Source organism: Bacteroides sp. 1001302B_160321_D4 (assembly GCF_015667765.1).
Classification (GTDB): Bacteria; Bacteroidota; Bacteroidia; order Bacteroidales; family Bacteroidaceae; genus Bacteroides; species Bacteroides xylanisolvens.
Genome location: NZ_JADPLO010000004.1, coordinates 34087 through 56085 on the forward strand (window position 1 = coordinate 34087; position 21999 = coordinate 56085).

Here is a 21999-nt window from a genome sequence, read left to right on the forward strand (position 1 = left end):
GTACCCACATGGCAACTTACACTCATTTCGCAAAACAACCCGATGTACTGAAACATCTGATACTCTGTGAAGTTCTTAGAAATGAAGCCCCACAAGTATATGTAGAAACCAATTCCGCATGTGCCATCTACTCCATGACGCAAACTCCGGAGCAGCAATATGGTATCTATCATTTCCTGGAGAAAGCAGATGATGACAAATCTCTAAAAGATTCCATATATTACCAACTGGAAAGTACAGAAATGGCAAAAGGAAATTATCTGGGTTCTCCTGCCCTGGCAATGAATGTATTAGGAAAGCAAGCAAAAAGGTTCGTATTCTTCGATTTAGAAAAGAGTGCGCTGGAGAATGTAGACATTTATGCCAAACAAATTGGATTAAGTACATCCGTAGAAATACATCATACCGACTCCCTGAAAGGCACAATAGAACTGTTGCCTTCACTTCCCGCATCCTCTTTCATCCATATCGATCCTTACGAAATAGACAAGAAAGGAGATTCAGGAGTAACCTATCTCGATATCCTGATACAGGCTACTCAATTAGGCATGAAGTGTTTATTATGGTATGGATTCATGACCGGAGATGATAAAGCATCTTTGGACAACTATATTGTATCCAGTCTGGAAAAGGCAGGTATCAAGGATTACATAGGTGTAGAGCTTACCATGAATTCAATAAAAAAAGATAGTATATTGTGTAATCCCGGCATTCTGGGAAGCGGTATTCTGGCTACAAATGTATCACAAACTTCCAAAGATATCATTCTCGATTACAGTAACAAACTGGTTGATATATACAAAGATGCTAAATACAAAGATTATGATGGAAGTTTATATATTCAGCATCTTTGATATCCACTTATTAATTTAACTACCTAGAACATTACTCTACAAACAGAGCGTCAGAAAGCCGGAGCTTTTAAAATCAGTTTCCGGCCTTTTGGCTATAAATTAACTTATTTCTTTGGCTGATTGTCCACAAGCCATCTATTAGCCGTACATTTTTCGTATCGTCATCTTCCACGTTCCATGCATAACCTCCTGAAGGCAGGCCACGTCTGTCCAATATTTCATTGGGCTGATTATTGGAAAAGAAAAGTTCCAGTTGCGTAGAGTCAGGACTAAACACAATAAAGGCAGAAGCATTGCTATCGTCCACCGCTTCCGTGCGGATTCCTTTCTCAAACAAGCGGATACAGTCTTTTTGCACTTCACACCATACATATCCGGCAGAACCGATACAGCCATGTTCATCCCGATCACCTCCCACAATCAGAGATTGCGGATACTGAACTAATTTAGAAGCCGGCATTCCCGGTGTATATTTTCCGGTATAGAACACTTCCAGCGTATCATTCAGAAGCAAACCGTTGACTTCATCTTTATTTGCATCCATCGTACTGAACGAAAGGGTATCATTCTTATCAGTAACAATCGTTACCGTATTCATGGTTGCATCACTAACGATTCCTTTTGAGCTTGCCACTTTTGACGAGCAACCTGCCATGAGGCAGAGCGTACCTACTGCTAATAATATTGTTTTCATTTTCTTTAATTGGGGCCTTGTTTTTAAATTAATGCAAAGATAAAGGTTATACTGCCAATATTTCGCTTTTACAAAATAAATTAATTTCCGGGCAGATTGTTCACCAGCTACACACAAAATGCCTATATTGGACAACGATCTATTAGAAAATCAGCCTACCTTTGTGATATGGATAATCAAAAGTAAATACAGAATACCATGAAAGAAACTTTGCAGATTCCCACTCCCGAAGCACTGGAAGCCTTGATAGGTAAGGAACTTTATGATATATGGACTTCACTTTGCCAGCTTATCGAGCAAAAGTACAATATGGAACAACTATGGAACCATGGAGGAAAAAAATGGACATACGAATATAAATATCGCAAAGGCGGAAAAACGCTGTGTGCCCTATACGCCAAAGAACAAACGATTGGCTTCTTGGTCATTTTAGGTAAAGATGAGTGTGCCAAATTTGAATCTCTGCGGGAGGTCTTTTCCAATGAGACTCAAAAGATATACAATGAGACGACTACTTTCCACGATGGGAAGTGGCTTATGTTCGAATTGAAAGACACTTATTTATTTAATGATATGGAGCGACTGCTATCCATCAAACGAAAACCCAACCGATGATTGAATCAGATATAAATAAAAGGTATTGTCAAAGTTGCGGGATGCCTCTCCGCTTTGATATAGAGAAATATCTGGGTACTAACTCCAACGGTTCCCGAAGTGACGAATATTGCTACTACTGTCTGAAAGACGGAAAATATATCGTCGACATTCCGATGTCGGAAATGATTAATATCTGGATAAAATACACTGATAAGTACAATGAATATGCAGATACCGCTTATTCGCCGGAGGAACTTAGGCGAATACTCAACGAACGGCTCCCCAAACTGAACCGATGGAAACAGAAGTTGGAAACCAGTAATATCCATCACCAAAAGATTCAGGATATAGTCGTTTACATCAACAATCATTTATTCGATAGTTTAGATGCAGATATACTTAGTACGATAAGCGGACTTTCCAAATATCACTTCAGAAGAGTGTTTCAAACCGTTGCCGGAGAAAATATCGGAAGCTACATACAACGTTTGCGCCTCGAACATATAGCACATCTGTTAGTATCCACCGACTTTACATTAAATCAGATTGCGGAGCAGACAAACTATCAGACTAAATTTAGTCTGGCAAAAGCTTTCAAAAAACATTTTGGAGTGTCAACCTCTCAATACAGGGAGAAATATAAGCCGATGTATGACGAACAGCATGCGGTTATCACTCCTGAAATCCGGTCGATTCTGCCGATGAAAGTATTTTGTATCGAGGTAGGTGAAAAGTATAAGGATGAACTCCGATACAAGTTGATATGGGACAGGCTCACCAACTATGCGAAGCAGCGCAATGAAGAAAAGTCGAATGATAAGTTTGTCAGCCTTAGTATGGACGACCCGGCCATCACCCCAATAGATAAATGTCGCTTCTATCTCGGGGTCATAATCGATAACAAAGAAAATGATTCCCAGCCGGGAGTAATGGAAGTTCCCGGTGGTCGTTACGCTGTATTCAGGCATATCGGCGACTACTCTTTATTGCATAAATTCTACCGGACTATTTATGAAGAGTGGTTCCCGGAAAGTAAATATCGCCCTCAAAGCACCTTTAGCTTTGAAATGTATATGAACCGCCCTGCCTCCACCCTTAGAACAGAACTAATTACCGACATCTATATTCCGGTCATCAAGAAATAATTAATTATCAACCCTCTAAAAACAATGTATTATGGGAAAAATTTCAGAAATCATGCTATTGAAGCAACCGGAACAATCCGCTTTGGCTGTTGAAGTACAAACAGATATGAACGGAATGTCGGAAGCTATCGGGAAGAACTTTGTAAAAATAGACTCTTTATTTAAGAAGCAAGGCGAAGTCACTACCGATATCCCCTACGTTGAATATCCTGACTTTGAAAGTCTGACGGAACACAATATCAAAATGATTATTGGTCTAAAGTCATCCAAAGAATTACAAGGTGAAGGGGATATACGATCTATAACGATACCGGAAAGAAAAATAGTTTCCTGTTTGCATAGAGGAACTTACAGTGAATTGGCTGTCCTGTACAACGAGATGATGGAATGGATAAAAACCAACGGTTACAAACCTTCGGGAACATCCATTGAATATTATTACAGCAATCCCAATGTACCCGAAGAAAAACAGGTGACGAGAATAGAAATGCCACTATTATAAATGTTTACTTCATCTAGTTATTTCTTTCTTCCTATCAATAACCATCGAAAACACAGCCTTACGCTCAATCTCCGGGAAAGGAAGAAGCAGACTTAAAAAAAACTGCCAATGCTTTGTACATTGGCAGTTTCTAATCTGTACGCAAAATATTCCCCTATATTTTCCCCAGAATTTTGGGGAGCTGCCAAAAGAACAGTAAAGTACAGCAAATTGCCGCTGTCGCATCGGATATAGCTTCAGCTGCATATACACCGGTTACTCCCATATAATGTGGTAATATCAATGCTAATGGAATCAGTAGAATCACTTTACGTAACAAAGCAATAAAAATAGATATTTTTGCTTGTCCCAAGGCTACAAACATATTCTGACAGGCTCGCTGTAATCCAAAGATAGTCATACCGCCCAAGAAAACAGGCATTGTCCAGCGGACTGTTTCTATCAATTTTTCATCACTAGTAAAAGCAGATGCTACAATCGTAGGAAACAAGATCATAAGTAGCATTAATAACAGGTTAAATGAAAACATGGTTATCATCACAATACGAAAACAGTCTTTCACACGTTGTTTATCACCATGACCATAATTATAACTGATAATCGGAACAAATCCCAGCGCAAAACCGGTTAACGGAACACTTGCAAACTGCATCGCACTTTGCAAGATAGTTAATGCGCTGACATAAATATCTCCAAAATTTTTCAGACTACTATTCAATACAAAACCAACCAGGCTCTCCGTACTTGCCATTATAAATGGAGATATTCCCAAAGCTAACATGGCGAATACAATCTTCCGGCTCAACCGCATATTGCGCTTTTCCAAAGGTAAGGAAGCACGACGGGAAAAGAGAAAACTCAATACCCACGCCGCACTACATGCTTGAGACAATACGGTAGCCAAAGCAGCTCCTTTCACTCCCATATCAAACCAGAAAATGAAAATAGGATCAAGAATAATATTCAATAAGGCACCGATCAAGACGGAGTACATGGCAATAGCCGGCCGTCCCTGTGCATTAATAAAGCTATTCAATCCTGTAGATATTTCAACGAAAACAGTTCCTAATAAATAGATGGAAAGATAATCAACCGCATATTCCAACGTATTTTCCGAAGCACCCGTAAAAAGCAAAATCGGTTCCATAAAGGTATATGCGATGAACGAAGTGAACAAGGTGAATAGTATTAATAAGACAAAACCATTCCCCAAAATTTTTCCGGCACGCAGACGGTCGCCTTGTCCCAGTGCCATGGCTGCCAATGGCGCGCCCCCTCCTCCTACAATCGCCGAGAAAGAAGAAATCAGTATAACAAGAGAAGTCGTCACTCCTACCCCAGCCAACGCATCAGTACCAATACCCGGAATATGTCCGATATAAATACGGTCGACCATGCTATACAGCAAATTGACGAATTGGGCTATTACTGCGGGAAGCGCCATTTTAAAAACGAGCGGCAACATACGCTCTGTACCTAGCCGTGCTTCATACTTATTTATCATTCCAAACTTCTTTTTCTAAAATCAGCTGCAAAGTTATAAGAAAAACAGGCTCCCGATTTAAAACCGTTGGATAAAATAAATAGAATAGATACCTTTTATCCACCCGGGATAACTAATCGTACCTGCCAGATAATCATTCAGTTCATCATACAGCTTTTCCAATTCATTTATATCAGCAGAAGTTCCGGGTTCTATTATAAATTTCATATATGCATTGTTTATCTTTTCATCAATTCTTCTATCTTTCCACCTATAATATAAGGTATACATTCGGAGATCTTTTCGACGCTCCAATCCCACCATTGCAATTCTTGCAATCGGGCAATCGTTTGCTCATCAAAACGTTTCCTAATCTCCCTGGCTGGCGTTCCGCCTACTATTGTATAAGGAGGAACATCTTTAGTAACCACTGCCCGCGACGCAATGACTGCTCCATTCCCGATGTGTACTCCTGCCATGATAACAGCTTCATATCCAATCCATACATCATTACCTATTACTATATCCCCTTTATTATCCCAGGCAGAAGTAACATCCCCCTTATCTAAATTCCATTCCTCAAAAAAGATAGGAAACGTATAATTGGATAAAGAATTCAATGTGTGGTTTGCACTATTGAAAAGAAACTTAGCTCCACAGGCTATGGAGCAGAATTTTCCTATTATCAAGCGGTCTTTATTAATCGGATAATGATATAAGACATTGTTTTTCTCAAAAAGAACTGGATCATTTACAAAGTCATTGTATATTGTATAATCACCTACGATAATAGCAGGATTCTTAATCACCATATTCAGATAAATAGTCTGAAAATCATTAGAACGAGGATATATGTTCGAATTCATTGTAATGGCTTCTTTTATATAGTTTATTGAATAGAATAAAAAAAATAACTTGTGACTTACGTTAAATCACAAACAGTTGTAGCAGCAGAACTCTCTATTGTTACAATCCATATGGGCGAAGCTATTTACAAAGTTGCCATTTCATTGTGTTAGGAGAACAGGATTTATATTACATAGCAAATATACAAGATAAATTTCAGACTATCACACAAAGGACTAAATATGTATCCCATATTGATGCTTCACTTCCGCCATCACAAATGTACTTTCCAGTGATCCCAAGCTGTCAATCGTTCCCAATACATTCAGAATAAACTCCTGATAGTATTTCATGTTGGGAGCATGAATCTTCAACAGATAATCATAACTTCCCGATATGTTATAACATTCGGTTACTTCAGGAATATCCTGTATGATCCGTGTAAACTCTGCCGCTATATCCCTGTTCAGGCGTCTAAGCTTCACACTGCAGAACACGACAAATCCCTGATTCAGTTTTTCCGCATCCAATACGGCAATATACTTCTTTATATAACCTCCATTCTCCAACCGTTTAAGACGTTCAAAAACAGGAGTTGAAGAAAGACTCACTCGCGCAGCCAACTCTTTCGTTGTCAATCGGGCATTCTCTTGCAAAGTACGGAGTATTTGCAAATCTACTTTATCCAGTTTATCAAAAGTATCCATAAGAAAAATATTCTTCTAAAAGGTAATTTCCAAGAATAACGCAGTTGTATTATTCCATATAACGGCACAAAAATAGCATTATTTTCTACATTTCAGCCATATCTTGTTCGATATATCTTCATCTCATAACTTTGCAAGAAAATAAAGAAAGAATATAAACTTTAAAAATATACGATTATGGCAACAAAGAAATTACACTTCGAGACTTTACAGGTTCATGTAGGACAAGAACAAGCAGACCCGGCAACAGATGCCCGCGCAGTACCTATTTACCAGACCACCTCTTATGTATTTCACAACTCCGCCCATGCAGCCGCACGTTTTGGTCTGCAGGACCCAGGAAACATCTACGGCCGTCTGACCAACTCCACTCAAGGAGTCTTTGAACAACGCGTTGCCGCCCTTGAAGGAGGAGTAGCAGGGCTGGCAGTCGCTTCGGGTGCCGCTGCCATCACTTATGCTTTTGAGAATATCACTCGTGCAGGCGATCATATTGTAGCATCCAAAACTATTTACGGAGGAAGCTACAACCTACTGGCTCATACCTTGCCCAGCTATGGCATCACAACAACATTCGTTGATCCAAGCGATTTGTCGAACTTTGAAAAAGCTATTCAGGAAAATACGAAAGCTGTATTTATCGAAACCCTCGGAAATCCGAACTCAAATATCATTGATATAGAAACAGTAGCAGAAATAGCCCACCGCCACAAAATACCTTTGATTATTGACAACACATTCGGAACTCCGTATTTAATCCGCCCCATCGAACACGGAGCAGATATCGTAGTACATTCCGCAACAAAGTTCATTGGCGGACACGGTTCCTCATTGGGAGGGGTCATTGTAGATTCAGGTAAATTCGACTGGGTAGCCTCCGGCAAATTCCCACAACTGACCGAACCCGATCCATGCTATCATGGCGTACGCTTCGTCGATGCAGCCGGTCCGGCTGCCTATGCAATCCGCATCCGTGCCATTTTGCTGCGCGACACAGGAGCTACCATCAGTCCATTCAACGCTTTTATCCTGTTACAAGGTCTGGAAACTCTTTCCTTACGTGTAGAGCGTCATGTAGAAAATGCATTGAAGGTAGTGAATTTCTTAAACAATCACCCGAAAGTGAAGAAAGTGAATCACCCGTCATTATCCAACCATCCTGACCATGCACTATATCAACGTTATTTCCCGAATGGCGCCGGTTCTATCTTCACTTTCGAGGTAAAAGGCGGACAAGACGAGGCACACCGTTTCATCGACAGCCTGGAGATTTTCTCCCTGCTTGCCAATGTGGCTGACGTGAAATCATTGGTGATCCACCCGGCGAGCACTACCCATTCACAACTCAATGCACAGGAGCTAGCCGAACAGGAAATTTATCCGGGCACCGTACGCCTATCCATCGGAACAGAACATATTGATGACCTGATTGCGGATTTGGATCAGGCACTTGCCAAAATCTAACATTCAATCATTGAACTTTCCATGACTGCGGAATGTTATATCTGTAATAACATTAAAAACATTGCAGTCATGGAAAAACATTTAATACACAGCAACGAACTGCATCTGATAGACGCAGAGAAAATCCATCAAGCCGTAGAAAAGATGGTGGAATCACTCGATTTAGCCGCGGGATCAACTACTAACTTCGATCTCTATCAGGTTGTAGAAAACTACTTTAAAGATCTCGAGAAAAGGAGAAAAATTAATCATGTACTGGGAATCAAAGAAGATAGATATGAACTAGCTGAAGATTTCGGCATAAAATAAAAGAAAGAAATTTATTCAATCACACCAGACAAGTTTTCCAAAAAATAAGGGAGTTTCACTTAATGTGAGACTCCCTCGTTTTTTGTAATAATCAGCGTAGAATAATTAATTTCCCTGATGTACTGTAAGTTGTGGGAAAGGGAAGTTGATACCTTTTTCATTGAAGGTTTCGTAAATCGCTTTATTTATATCGAAATAAACACCCCAGTAATCTCCGCTATTTACCCATACACGTGCCACTACATTCACACTGCTGGCGTCCAACGCATGAAGAGCCACAAAGGGAACCGGCTCATTCAGGATGCGTTTATCAGCAGCAAGAATCTCATAAACGATTTTCTGTACTTTCTCATAATCTTCTCCATAATCTATACCAATAATCCATTCTACACGGCGGGTTTCCTGATGACTGTAGTTGGTCACTATTCCACTGCTCAATGAACCATTGGGAATATAAATCAGTTTGTTGTCCGCGGTAGTAAGGATGGTATGGAATATCTGAATTTCTTTTACCGTGCCAGCTGAACCTTGCTGTGTTTCTATCCAATCGCCAACTTTATAAGGTCTGAACAAAAGAATAACCAATCCCCCGGCAAAGTTCTGCAGATTGCCGGATAAAGCCATACCGACAGCAACACCGGCAGAAGCCAATAAAGCTGCGAACGAAGTGGTTTCAACCCCTAGAGCGCCAACGACAGAAATGATTAACAGAATCGTCAACAGAATATTGACCAGACTTTTAACGAAAGTTTTGATACTTACATCCACTTTTCGTTTATCCATCAGGCGTCTGATAAACTTGTTGAGCAGCGAGATGAGGAAACGTCCGACGACAAAGACAAGGATCGCAATCAATATACGTTCTCCGGCACGAATACCGAAGTCTATCAGTTGTTGAGTAATCAGCGAAAGTTTATCTAAGCCGTCAGCATTGGCAATCGCCTCTTTTATTAATTCATCTGCAGCCACTTGCACAGAGTCCGCAGCTTGTGTTGCTTGCAATAATAGTAGCATAATTAAAATGTATATTAAATGAATAAATTGTTGTTTTGTTATTTCAACAATTTACAAAGTTATATTGTTTCTCGTAAATAAAAAAGTTTTTTAATAATCGAGATTATTATTCCTTTTATTTCCTACACTTTATTGCATACAACTTCATTTATATCAGTTATCATCTAAGATCTGATTTATTTTGTAAATCAAAAAACCATAATATTCCTTCATGTCCGGAGAAGCAGATGAAATACGGCTACTCAAAAGATTTCTTATTTTTAATAGCATATCCCAATAAACTGAGGCGTCTTGATGTGAGTTCACTGGTACTATATCCTGCGCCTGCCAACCCATTACGAAAGAATTAGCCTCATTAAAAATATCCATTTTAAAACTATCTCCCCGTAAAGCTTGCTGACGTCCGGCATTCTTAGCCGTACCTCCACCCATATTTTTCGATATATTCTTTACTAAATAATCAATAAAGGCATTTTGATACAGCATCTCCGTATTCGTCAGTACTCTGTTTTGCAACACTCCTTTCCAAACAATAGAATGAATATCATCCATATAGTTTTTTACAGAGTATTCTCCGTCGGATTTCTCCGAGCATAATGCCACATAACGGATTCTGTCGAATAATAACTGAAAAATGTATTTGCGTGTCTTATCTACGATCAAATCCTGTAATTCCAAACTGGATTTAACTTCAGCATTTGTCAGCCAGTCCAAATCCATCGACATTTTCACCAGATAATTCAATGCTTTCTGTTGCATTTCCTTAGATACCGGAAAGCTTATTCCTTCCTTTCCTTCATCCAGATAAAGTCCACCTATCCAGAATGATAATTCCATTGCTCTATTGGTAAATAGCTTTATCAAACTTGCATATAGTTCTGCACGCCGACTTATATCATAATCCTCTTTTGCATACCACTTCATAAAGTTTGCAATTGAAATTTTCAAATTTTGAATCTGATAATCTGCTGCTTTAAACGGATCATCACCGAGATCCCAATATAATGCAGTCGGATCATATAGGGCATAAAACTCCTGTCTTGGCCCATAATGATACTCATGAGCAGTATAAGCATCTTCTACCCATTTATTTAAAGTAACGAGTTCCTTCTCCGGCTTATCAGCAACAACAGGAGCATACAAATAACGAATTGGGAAATAGTCATACGGACCAATTCCCGGTTGCACTAACACAGCACCCTTTTCAACATCCTCCGGCTGGGCAATATAATTACACATTATGTTATCCATAACAGAAGCAGTCAATCCGTGCTGACGCGTAAATTCAGCACTTCGGAGCGAGTCTACCGGGTAATGATAAGAAGCCCCCATATTATCTGTAAGTCCCAAACAACGACCTACTTGCTGTGCAATACCGACTTTTAACAATTCTCCCATCTGCTTTTCCGAAAGTGTCAATGTTCTGGCCGTCGGATCAGAAGCCATAGTCTGCGTACAACGACCGCTATATAACAAAGAAAGAAAATTATGATGGATGTAAACTGAAGCATTCAGTATTTCGCCGGTACGAGGGTCTGTGTGCATAGAAGTCTGTGCCATATACATCCAATCCGGTGCATAACAAATAGAAGAATGACGGATGTTGGAAGAAGAAAAGTCTGTTCCTTTCGGCCATTCTTTAGCCTGAACAGCATTTAAATAGCCAATCTTCTCAAAACTTTTATTCCATTCTTCTACTCCTTCCTTGATATAAGGTTTCCAAGAATCCGGCATTAACGTATCGATATAAAATACTATCGGCTTTTTAGGTTCTACCTTTTCTCCCCTTTTAAACGCAGCTTTGTCCGAAGGCTCCAAACGCCAACGTTTTACTAAATGAGTGCTTTTCAAAGGAGACATCTCATCTACATACTGCTTACGGACTAGAAATGCCGTATTCACTTTTTGATTAGCATATCGGATATCCATCGGCGTTTCCGGAAGTAATACCAACATTCGTGCTGCAGTAACCGTCACCGGTACATTTCGTTGCATAGTAATTGTTCCGAAAGCAGTATAATCCACATCATATCCCAATACACAGGTTACCGAAATATTATCCGGATAACTATGAATATCCTTTAAAAAAGAACGTGAAGTGTCACATCTGAATTTCCGGGTTACCATTCCATACATTGAATTAGGTGCATAAGACGAAAAAGGATTCGAGTAATCCGAATGTTCCAAAAATAAAGGAGCCAGGTTAACCAGAACCGAAGAACTGTCTTTTGCAAAAGCTTCTATCTTAAAAGATTTATAGACACCTCCCGAAGCAGACTTCAACAAAGAAGATGCTACTCCTTCTTTTCCCGTTTCCTCACGCATTAAAGGTTGGTTAGTCATCATTCTTGCTTCCAACTTTTTGCCATTTCTCACAAAACGGAACATGACTTCCGGAGAAGTGAACTGCCCGACTACTCCTTCTCCATTGTCACTGATATTAATAATCGAAGAGGCTAAAAGCATTTCTTTCTCCAATAACCTGACTGGAAACTCTACCAGAACTTTATCTTTAGTCCGGTGCATGATCATTAACCCCGTCGAATCAGAAGCAACACAATCTTTTAAATGATTCTCATATCCTTTGATTTCCGTTTTTGCCGACTTCTCCTTTTTTTTACGTGCACAAGCATCCTGTACAGTAAAGAGCAACAATAGAGACAACAAAGAGAAATATATAATTTTCCTATTCATACACCTATTTTAAAGATTGAGATATTTTATAAACCAACAGACGATAATGAGTGCGATTCTCATCACTACCGGCAGACATTCGATTTTTAGCCAACCGCTCAATCTTCCGTAACATAGAATAATAATGATGTTCCATCGACTCTACAGGGATAGTAACAGAAACAGTATCTTCAAATCCCATAACTTCTTTAGGATCATTGAAATGATTCAATGGTCCATCATACAAATAAGTGGGAGCAACAATACCTTCAGGCAAAGGTATTCGTTCATCCGTCAACATTCTCCCTGATGTTCCGGCAGCACTTCCTTTCTTGACTGTTTTGATTCCATTCATTAAATAGGATACGAACTTTAGCTGCATATTTTTCTCAGAAGCCGAAAGTACATTTTTTTTATCCGGGACCATAAACATATAATAGTATAGATCATCCATATAATCCAGCTGCGTATAAGGATTCTGCTCCATCTTATCCCCACAAATTGCCACCGAAGGGAAACGTTTTAGCACATAGTCAATAATCAGGTTCTCTATCACACTGCTCAAATTCGAATGAAGAGGCAATATTTTTTGTAGAGCCGGTTCATCTATCCATGAACAATCAAGAGCCTGCTCCCAAAGAAATTTTAACGACTCCCTCTGCTTCTCCTTTGTCACAGGAACGTATGAAGGGAACGGATCGCCTTCATAATGTTCATTTACATAAATACCGCCAATATTAAATAATACATTATTAATATAACGTATATACTGACCGATAATCTCGTTATAAATTTCTTTTCGGAAGTCACCTTCTACATCGTCTTTAATCCACTCGTTCATCTGAGACAAAATATATTTCAGATTCATGACTCCGTAAGAGGAAGCTTTCACCGGATCGTCCCCCAGATCTTCTTCAAAAGAACTTGGGTCGATACGAGTACGAATCTGTTGTCTGCCATAACGATAGGCCGGGTCGGGCAACTTCTCACTAATCCATTGCCTCAAAATAGGAATTTCTTCCTCACTGGATTTGGCTGACATAATAGGAGAATATAACCACTTTACTGAAAAATAATCATATATCCCCAAATCAGGAGGGGTCAAACGAACTCCTTTTTCTTTATCTCCCGGTTGTGCCACATAATTATTGCGTGCATAGTCCATAATTGAATAAGTAGTTCCATACTTATTGGTAAAAGAGGCAGAGCGTAATGAATCCACAGGAATCGAAGAAGACGCGGCCATGTTATGCATAAAAGCAAACGTATGTCCTACTTCGTGAGCCACCACATAACTGATACAATCACCCAATATATCTGTAGGAAGTTGTTTCCGGCGAACATCCGTGTCCGCCTGTGCCGTCTGTACAAAACGCCAGTTACGTACCAGCCCTACTAAATTATGGTACAAATAAACAGATGCATTCAAAATTTCCCCCGTACGCGGATCACTCCAAGAAGGTCCCATAGCATTGGCTATAAAAGAAGGAGAATATCTCACACAACTATATTTTATATTATCCGGATCAAATTCAGGGTCATCTAATGGAAAGTCTTTCACACAAATTGCATTCTTAAAACCGATCTTCTCAAAAGCATCATTCCATCTTAAAATTCCACGACGAATATATTTTTTCCAAAAATTAGGGAAAGCATTGTCTATATAATATATAATCGGCTTCTTAGGTTCCACCAATTCCCCTTTCTCATATTTTTCTGCATCTACAGGCTCTAAACGCCATCTTAATGCATAATAAACATTCTCAACGCGTTGACTCTCATTGCTGAATTTAACTTTAGGAGTATAAAAGATATTGATACGAGAATCCGCATAACGAGGACGCATCGGTTTCTCCGGCAGTAAAATAATACTACGTGTCAACACCGCTGTAAAAGGCATCTGCTTAATATATGTCACTCCCATACTCGATACAGTAACATTGTAAGTCAAAGAAGAACGAATACTTAAATTATCATCGAATGATTTGATTGACATAATAGATGAATCCTCCTTTCTGAACTCCTTGCTGACAGTGTATGCTGCCATAATAGGAGAAAATGGGGAAAAGGGATTCATATTGTCCCGATTTGCCAATAAAAAATCTGTCATATCAAAAACCACAGCTGTACTGTCCGGTGAATATGCTTTTATATTAAAGTTCTTCAGAATTGCCGGTCGGGTACTTTCTGATATTCTCTGCTGTAGATTGCTATCATGTGACATATAATCATCAGATACTTCACATAAGCTAATCAACGAGTCTGTTTTTATAAATGTAATATGCAAAGGAGCATACGGTTTTTCACCAACACTTCCAAAACGATTATCTGTAGTCTCACTAATAGTAGAGCCTAACAACATATCCTTTTCCAACAAATTCAAAGGTAATTCAAAATAGACGCGGTCATCCATTTTATGAAGTGTTATCATACCTTTTACTGTTTCACACTTTTTGCCACGAAACAGTTTCTCATAAGGAGTAGCTTTCTTCACCTGTTCCGATTTTGCCTTTTTCTTTTTCCAAGGAAACTTAGCATGCCCTTCATTAGAAAACATAACTAACAACGAAAGACCCACTAGAGTCAATAAACGTATTTTCATTTGAATAAATTATTAACGATACATTTTTGACGGACTTCCATAACGGTAAATCACGTCTACCACTTCTCCAATATTATTTACTTCGTGAAGTTTCTTTGCTTCACCACCCATAATAGTCGATTCATCTACAGCGTATACGACAAAACCGTCCTTCATTCCAACTCCTAAAGTCATACTTTCATAATTCAATTGAAGATCTGTAATTTCACTATTACAAATAGTATAAGGTATTACACGCTGAGTACTTTTCTCATAATAATACAATTCATTATTAATGGCTCCACCTGAAAAGAACAAATAACTTCCTGAAGCATCCTTTGAACAATAAAACTTAGATTTATCTGTCAAATAGTCGCCACCGTCAGAGAAACTAAAATCTGTTTCATTCTTTATTATTACCTTACCCTGCCAATCATATTCCAAATCGAATGTCTTCACCGAATAGTTTCCATCCGCATCTTGCAACACTAATACATAACCACAAAGATAATCCGTATAAGGATCTGGAAGATAAGCATCTGCATATATTAACTTTTTACCTTCCAATCCATTGATCGGAACATCATCTATTGCACCCGTATAGTAACTATAAAGGCTACTCAAACTGAGGAAACGATGATTCTTCTCATCATACATCAATACATGTCGTGTTTTATAAAAATTGGCTTGTACCATTCGTGTTATTTTCATTCCCATGTTATAATGCACGGGAATACTACTGTAAGGTGCCGAATGGAACCCCGCATTATCAGGATTCTTCAACAAACGAATATATATTTGTCCGTTAGCTGTCAACAGAACATCTGTATAATAAAGATAAGCAGCATCTGTCACAACAAAATCTTCAGGCACTCCTTCGGTAAATTCCTGTGTAGTATATAAAACTTTCATCATCGAATTCCCCTCCAATTCCAATGGACCTTTTGCATCCTGATTGACAACCAGAATTTCCGGATTAGTTTTCTTACCGGAATAATGTTCTACTAATTTATATGGTTGACTGCCTAGTTCCTCGCCATTTACCTTCTCATAAATATTTAAATAATCCACATACTCATCATTATCGTCACGAACTTGTGTTAATATAGCCTTATGATTCAAATCTGACAAAATAGCCCATCCTGTTTTATAAGAAGATTTAGCTACCAGTTGCAGATTTTTCATTGTTCTAATCTTACTGTCTTTATGGATGACTGAGTACAAAACATAATAAGTAATAGCTTCTTTGGGTACAAATGAGAGTATCTGTTCGTTACACACAACCTCACCATTTAGCTCCCATTCAAATTCATAATTAGAGACATCATCTCCCTCGCTAAAAGACAGATTAGGTTCAATATGCGTTTCTTCTCCAATGACCCCGTCATATATAGACTCACTAAAAGTTATCTTCACCGTGGGAGTTTGTAAGTAGTCATAAGAGCCTTTATCATCTACACAAGAGTAAAAGGTCATCAACCCACTCAATAAATAAATAAGATATCTTGCTTTCATAATCATATCGTTTTTAAATTATCCTACTACCGGAACAGACATATACGATCCATCTTCATCCTGCACCGGATTTCCCTCATCTTCTTTTTTTATGAGATAGTACTTGAACTGGCGAGCCAAAGACCATCTTTCAGATTCTGACAGCTCCGTCAGATCTCCCACTCCTGTAACTTCCATGAAAAGCCTGAACTTAGTTTCTGTATATTTTCCTAATAAGCTTTCTGTTACAACATCATCCCACCAAAGAGGTTGAGATATTAAAGAGCTAAAACGAACGACTTTACGAGTATATATATTTTGTCCGGGTTTTAAAACATCATTCTCCACAATGTCAATCACAAGCCGGACTTCTTTTGTATCCAACAATGCCGTTTTCTTCAACAAAAAATACCCAGTTTCTTCCAAAACATCTTTCCGAAAAACCATCTCATTCTCCAATTCATACGAATCCGGTTCAGCTGTTGTCAGTTCCTTATTAACCCTCAGACTAACATAAGCATCATTTGCCAACGGTAATCCTATCAATCGCATATTGAGAGGTACCTTTATTTCCTCTTGTGTCCCATAGAAGAAAAAAGAATAAGTCAAGGAATCTTTATACTCTTCCACAAACTGCACATAGTTACCGGAATCCCATATCCGGATTTCGTCCTTTTCACAAGCAACCAACAAAAAGAAGGTTGCTATCAATAATGAATATATCTTTTTCATTTTGTTTATCTCCATAAATTAATAGATTATCTCACTTTCCGGTATCGGCATTACATATCTGCCATCCATTTGTATTACTTGTGTTCCCGTGGTGACAGGCATATTCCAGCGTTTAAAGAAATAAAACATCTGTCCCTCCGCCAAGAATTCTTTCTTGTATTCTGCTACCAACTCATTATAATAGTCTTTCGATGCTGTGCCTGAAATATCTCGTTTCGCTCCACGTGCTTTTCTAACTACCGACAAATAAGAGAGAGCCTCCGACAGGCTTGTCTTAGAACTAGCCTCACTCAAGATATAATACATTTCACTTAACCGAATCATCGGTATCAGCTTATACTGAATGGTGACACTCTGGTTCGTTGAATTCGTATTTATCCATTTCATTGATGTTTTACCAGTTTTACCGTCAGAGGTCGCTAAAGAAGTACGATAGTCGTCCGCATCCAGTTCAAACAAAGCATCGTAATTCTTCAGAGTCATTAATAAACTATTATTAGCAGATTTAAAATTATCAATACGCTCCAATAACTCCCGGTCGTAAAAAGCCAGGAATGTGTCTTCATACAATTTGACATATTTATATTTATCCGTAGCTTTCGCATAATCGTAAGGATCTGTAAAATAAAACCATTTTCGACGAGTTACGAAATCATCTATTACATGCTTGGCATACTTAGCAGCATTGTTCCAATCATTATCATACAAATATACACGAGCTAAAAGCGCATTAATAGCCACATAATTCATACGAATTCCTCTTTGACCAAAAAAGTCACCACCTGTAGCCTTATTCGTACCTCCCATCCGGTAATCCGGCATTGCCATTGTTGACGTATTGACAATCGTATCATGCTTTGCAACCAGCTGACGAGCCTCAAGTAAATCTTCTTCTACTTTCTTCAGTATTTCCTTTGTTGAAAGATTCGGTTCATATTTAGATGGATATACAGTAAAGTATGGAATCCGCTTGCTTTCATCACCGGACTCTACCGAAGGAGCAAATAAACGTAAAATGTCAAAATGCATCATGGCTCGCAATGCTTTAGCCTCCCCGATAATCAGATTCCTTTCAAGTGCTCCCTCACGAAAAGCAGTCGAATCTTTTGCTTCTGCTTCTGATATCAACTTATTGCAATTAGCAATTACATTATATCCTTTTGACCAAACTGATTCCAGCACCGCTTTGATCTCCGTTTCTCCGTATTCATATTCCATAGCGCTACCATATGCTTTAGATTTGGCGATATCGTTATCTGCATATGTTTGAGAAAGAACACTGGCAAGCCCCCAAGACAACTCGCGCCCATACAGTTCGGAAGACGACATAGCAATATAAATTCCGTTTAACGCATTTCTGAATCCATCTCCACTTTCAAACAATTTCTCGCTTGATACCTGATCAGAAGGATCAATATCCAGCCAATCATTACAAGCGCTTAATGACAGCAACAAGGTAACACCTATTATAGCAAAATTATATTTTTTCATATCCGTTGTTTTTAGAAACCTAAATTTAAAGAGAAAGTAAATGTACGTGCATAAGGATAAGAGAGACCTCTTTCTTGATGAATAGAAGAAATACGAGCAATATTATTCATATTAAATTGTACACGCAACATACTGAGATTGATAGGAGCAAGCAACTTATTGCTAAACTCATAGGCCAAAGTAAATGAATTAAATTCGAGTGTATTATTATCCTGCACGAAACGAGAAGTCGGTCGTGTCGTTTGGTAACGGTCTTTTATTGATTTCAGCATAGTTACATCTCCCGGCTGTTTCCATCTGTCAGTCAATACCCGTTTATCTGCATTGACTTCGTAAATATTCACATTTTCGACCTTGTTTACCAACGTGCTATTATACAGCTGCCCGCCACATTCGTATTTGAAAGTAGCATACATAGTGAATTGCTTATAACGTAGATTTACACCAAAAGCTCCTTGTGCAGTAGGTTCCGTATCGCCTATGATCACCTGATCCGATGAATTCCAATCGGAAGTAATTGTTCCATCTTTCTTCAGAAAAGTCTCTTGACCATCCGAAGGATTAATACCTAATGACTGCATTCCCCAAATGGAAGTCAACGAACCGCCCTCTGTATATTTCATAAAAGGTTTACTATACTTAGAATCCTGCATGGTACCTATATTCTTATCATAATCGGCAAAGTATGTGTCTACACGATCATTATAAGCCTTTAATGATTCTGAGATCTTTAATATTTTATTCTTATTATGTGCCAGGTTACCAAACAAAGTTACTGTCCAATCTCTATTTTTGAATACATCGGCTCTGATATCCAACTCAATACCACGATTCTGTACCTCTCCGAGATTATCACGATATACGGTGAAACCTGTTGATGAAGGAAGAGTAACATCCGTAATCAAATCGACCGTTTTCTTGTTATACCAAGAGAATCTGAATAAAACCGCATCGTTGAGCAATGATATATCCGTACCGATATCAAAAGTGTTAGTACGTTCCCATTTCAAGTTTTCATTCCCCATGTAATAAAGTAATACACCGGCTCCGGTTCCATATTTATCCGATAAGATCTGATAAGTGTTCTTTGCTGCATAAGCCGGAAAATTGACTTTACCAATCTGACCATAAGAACCGCGAATCTTGAATTGGCTAAATAATGTCTGCTGTTTCATAAACGGATAATTATGAATATTCAATCCGGCTCCAAACGACCAGAAAGGAGCGAATTTCTTTTTCGAGCCAAATTCCGAAGAACCATCCATACGGAAAGAGGCATCCATCAGATAAATGTTATCATACGTATAGTTGGTAGAAAGGAATGTACCCATTAATCGGGTATGATTATCCGAAAACGAAGGCTTGGTAGCGATTTCATCCGCATAATTCGGAGAGTCCAGCTTACCGGAAGGAAATCCACGATACAGCGCACTCTCCGATTCATCCTTGGTTTCACGTATATTCAAACCTAAAGAAAAATTCATGTGATTACGGTTTACTGTCTGTACATAATTTGCCAATAAGTTAGCATTCCAATAAATACTTTGCGAACGGCCGGACAATAATTCTCCTTTAGGATCACTATCCGCATAATTGACATATTTACCGCTTCCCGGATCTGTAAATTGCCTGGATTCATCATCACGTTTTGTTACGGAGAACTGTGCTTTCAACTGAAAGACATCCGCCAGATGATAATTTAGGCTTAGGTTGTTAGTCAAGTCCGTATAAGACGAACGATCATAACTGCTCAACATGGTAGCATCATACAAAGGATTACGGAGATTCGAAGTTCCCGTATGCCAAGTAGTCAGATATTCCACGTAATTACCTTCTTCATCTTTAAATGAGTCATAGGGTTGCCTGGAAGTATAATCAGAAAAAGTCCCATACGGAGAATTCTCCGACTTTACAGAGTTGAATGTCACATAATTCTTGATTTGCAGATTGTTAATACGATAATCGATGTAAAATCCTCCTCCCGCACGCTTTCGATATGAACCTTTCATTACTCCATTCTGAATGTCATAGTTCATCTCAGCACCGAAACGGATATCATTAACGCCTCCCTCTATATAAAGACTGTGTTTGTGATTAAAACCGTTTCGTAACGGCTGTGCAATCCAATCGGTATCAATACCCTTTAATATATTATTCTGTTTTGCCAGATACTCTTTCTGTAAGTTCAGGGCTGTACTGGGCGAGTCGCTTTCATAAAGTCCGGCCAGACGTTCAGCCTCAAGTTTCTCACTGGCATTCATCAGATTATAGTCAGATATGTCCGGAGCTGTGAGTTCTGCAGAGAAATTATAGTTCACACGCAATCTGCCGGGAACCGGTGCTTTCGTTTCAATCACAATCACCCCATTTGCCGCACGTGAACCATATATGGCAGTAGCGGCCGCATCTTTTAAAATCGTAATCCGTTCTATACGGTTAGGGTCAAAGTCATACACTTTCGACACAGATACCTCAAAACCATCCATAATAAAAATAGGAGTGTTCGGATTATTTGAAAGAGCGGATTGGGAAACTGCATCCTTATCCAATTCCATGACTCCGACACCGGAACGTCCACGGATATAAAACTCCGGCAAACTATTGGGATCTGACCCCATTTCATTATTAACCGCTATCCGTAAAGAAGGATCGTACACTTGCAATACATCAATCATATTACGTGTAGACACTTTCAATAAGTCATCTTTTGTGACGGTTACCGCATTTCCGGTAAAACTTGTACGTTTCACACTCGAATAACCATTCACGACCACTTCATTCAAACTATTCGAGTTTTCTTCCAAAAAGATCTGTAAAGGTTTATTAGCAACGACCTTTACAGATTTGTTCTTGTAGCCTATATATGATGCAACAACCTCCTTTGTATCTGCCGGAACTTCCAATGAGAAATCTCCATCCAAAGTAGCCGCTGTCCCCACCGTGCGCTTATCATTCTTCATAATAAAAACGGTAGCTCCTGCTAACGGAGATCCATCTTTACTATCCATTACTTTTCCTGTAAGTTTGATCTTCTTCTCCTTTTTTCTCAGATGGATAACAAATACTCCGTTTTGTTTTTGGGCAACCAAGTTAGTACCACTTAAACAAGCAGTTAATGCAACTTCCGGTGTCACATTATCCACGTTTACCGTAATATCAGTTACTGACTTCACATCTTCATCACTATACATGAGATTCAGATTTGATTGCCGTTTAATCTCATTAATGGCCTCAAGCAAGGATACATGATTCAAATGTAAACTAACAGAGTGTTCCTGCGCCAAAATTGGAAAGGTCGTAAACAGCAACCAGCATGCAAATGCCATTCTTAACGCTATCGCCTGTATAACTGCCAGACTATAGCCTGTTTTAGAAAGCTCTTTCATCATTAAAAATTAAAGTTAGTATTTATA

General features: G+C 38.8%; 17 protein-coding genes and 1 pseudogene. 6 read left to right on the top strand and 12 right to left on the bottom strand.

What is annotated here, in order from left to right; genetic code table 11:
• The first annotated feature begins 8 nt into the window (after positions 1–8).
• Complete coding sequence (gene rlmJ, locus KFO40_RS02475; protein WP_211146056.1) at positions 9–854, top strand: 23S rRNA (adenine(2030)-N(6))-methyltransferase RlmJ; 846 nt, start codon at positions 9–11, stop codon at positions 852–854.
• A 73-nt stretch (positions 855–927) separates the two neighbouring features.
• On the opposite strand, the gene KFO40_RS02480 is transcribed toward rlmJ, so the two are convergent.
• Entirely contained in the window at positions 928–1548 is a 621-nt protein-coding gene (locus KFO40_RS02480; RefSeq protein ID WP_143722920.1) for a hypothetical protein, read from the bottom strand.
• 198 nt (positions 1549–1746) lie between these two features.
• On the opposite strand from KFO40_RS02480, the gene KFO40_RS02485 reads away from it, so the two are divergent.
• Genes KFO40_RS02485 through KFO40_RS02495 form a run of 3 tightly spaced genes read left to right on the top strand, consistent with a single transcriptional unit; the run spans position 1747 to position 3792 of the window.
• A complete protein-coding gene (locus KFO40_RS02485; RefSeq protein WP_004323546.1) occupies positions 1747–2163 on the top strand; it encodes a DUF3788 domain-containing protein in 417 nt (138 codons plus the stop codon).
• Positions 2160–3290, top strand: a complete 1131-nt coding sequence (locus KFO40_RS02490; protein WP_211146057.1) for a GyrI-like domain-containing protein — start codon at positions 2160–2162, stop codon at positions 3288–3290. The genes KFO40_RS02485 and KFO40_RS02490 overlap by 4 nt, the downstream gene beginning before the upstream one ends.
• A 31-nt stretch (positions 3291–3321) precedes the next feature.
• A complete protein-coding gene (locus KFO40_RS02495; protein ID WP_211146058.1) occupies positions 3322–3792 on the top strand; it encodes a GyrI-like domain-containing protein in 471 nt (156 codons plus the stop codon).
• 154 nt (positions 3793–3946) lie between these two features.
• Here the strand turns inward: KFO40_RS02495 and KFO40_RS02500 are convergent, their stop codons facing one another.
• The 4 genes and pseudogenes from KFO40_RS02500 to KFO40_RS02515 form a co-directional block, all read right to left on the bottom strand.
• Entirely contained in the window at positions 3947–5296 is a 1350-nt protein-coding gene (locus KFO40_RS02500; RefSeq protein WP_178301136.1) for an MATE family efflux transporter, read from the bottom strand.
• A 78-nt stretch (positions 5297–5374) separates the two neighbouring features.
• Positions 5375–5503: pseudogene (locus KFO40_RS02505) on the bottom strand (GNAT family N-acetyltransferase); the annotation flags it as partial.
• An 11-nt stretch (positions 5504–5514) separates the two neighbouring features.
• On the bottom strand, positions 5515–6141 hold the full coding sequence (locus tag KFO40_RS02510) for a CatB-related O-acetyltransferase (RefSeq protein WP_151936334.1): 627 nt from the start codon (positions 6139–6141) through the stop codon (positions 5515–5517).
• Between the two features lie 216 nt (positions 6142–6357).
• On the bottom strand, positions 6358–6828 hold the full coding sequence (locus tag KFO40_RS02515) for an Lrp/AsnC family transcriptional regulator (protein ID WP_004315247.1): 471 nt from the start codon (positions 6826–6828) through the stop codon (positions 6358–6360).
• A gap of 177 nt (positions 6829–7005) precedes the next feature.
• Here KFO40_RS02515 and KFO40_RS02520 point away from each other — a divergent pair, with 177 nt between their 5' ends.
• Together KFO40_RS02520 and KFO40_RS02525 are read left to right on the top strand one after the other, a co-directional pair.
• Complete coding sequence (locus KFO40_RS02520) at positions 7006–8292, top strand: O-acetylhomoserine aminocarboxypropyltransferase/cysteine synthase family protein (protein ID WP_211146059.1); 1287 nt, start codon at positions 7006–7008, stop codon at positions 8290–8292.
• Between the two features lie 69 nt (positions 8293–8361).
• Entirely contained in the window at positions 8362–8601 is a 240-nt protein-coding gene (locus KFO40_RS02525; protein ID WP_128859437.1) for a hypothetical protein, read from the top strand.
• A gap of 105 nt (positions 8602–8706) precedes the next feature.
• Here KFO40_RS02525 and KFO40_RS02530 read toward each other — a convergent pair whose 3' ends face one another.
• The 7 genes from KFO40_RS02530 to KFO40_RS02560 form a co-directional block, all read right to left on the bottom strand.
• A complete protein-coding gene (locus KFO40_RS02530; protein ID WP_007767329.1) occupies positions 8707–9615 on the bottom strand; it encodes a mechanosensitive ion channel family protein in 909 nt (302 codons plus the stop codon).
• A gap of 153 nt (positions 9616–9768) precedes the next feature.
• A complete protein-coding gene (locus KFO40_RS02535) occupies positions 9769–12309 on the bottom strand; it encodes a zinc-dependent metalloprotease (protein WP_004315250.1) in 2541 nt (846 codons plus the stop codon).
• 4 nt (positions 12310–12313) lie between these two features.
• Complete coding sequence (locus KFO40_RS02540; RefSeq protein ID WP_008025245.1) at positions 12314–14890, bottom strand: zinc-dependent metalloprotease; 2577 nt, start codon at positions 14888–14890, stop codon at positions 12314–12316.
• Between the two features lie 12 nt (positions 14891–14902).
• Complete coding sequence (locus tag KFO40_RS02545; protein WP_004315252.1) at positions 14903–16384, bottom strand: PKD-like family lipoprotein; 1482 nt, start codon at positions 16382–16384, stop codon at positions 14903–14905.
• Between the two features lie 18 nt (positions 16385–16402).
• Positions 16403–17095 (bottom strand): DUF4843 domain-containing protein, encoded by a 693-nt coding sequence (locus KFO40_RS02550; protein ID WP_008770671.1) that lies wholly within the window; start codon positions 17093–17095, stop codon positions 16403–16405.
• Positions 17096–17113: 18 nt separating this feature from the next.
• The gene (locus tag KFO40_RS02555; RefSeq protein ID WP_004315254.1) at positions 17114–18586 is read right to left on the bottom strand and encodes a RagB/SusD family nutrient uptake outer membrane protein; all 1473 of its coding nucleotides are present in this window, start codon (positions 18584–18586) and stop codon (positions 17114–17116) included.
• An 11-nt stretch (positions 18587–18597) separates the two neighbouring features.
• Positions 18598–21975: a SusC/RagA family TonB-linked outer membrane protein gene (locus KFO40_RS02560; protein WP_004315255.1), complete on the bottom strand. Its 3378-nt coding sequence runs from the start codon at positions 21973–21975 to the stop codon at positions 18598–18600.
• Positions 21976–21999 lie beyond the last annotated feature (24 nt).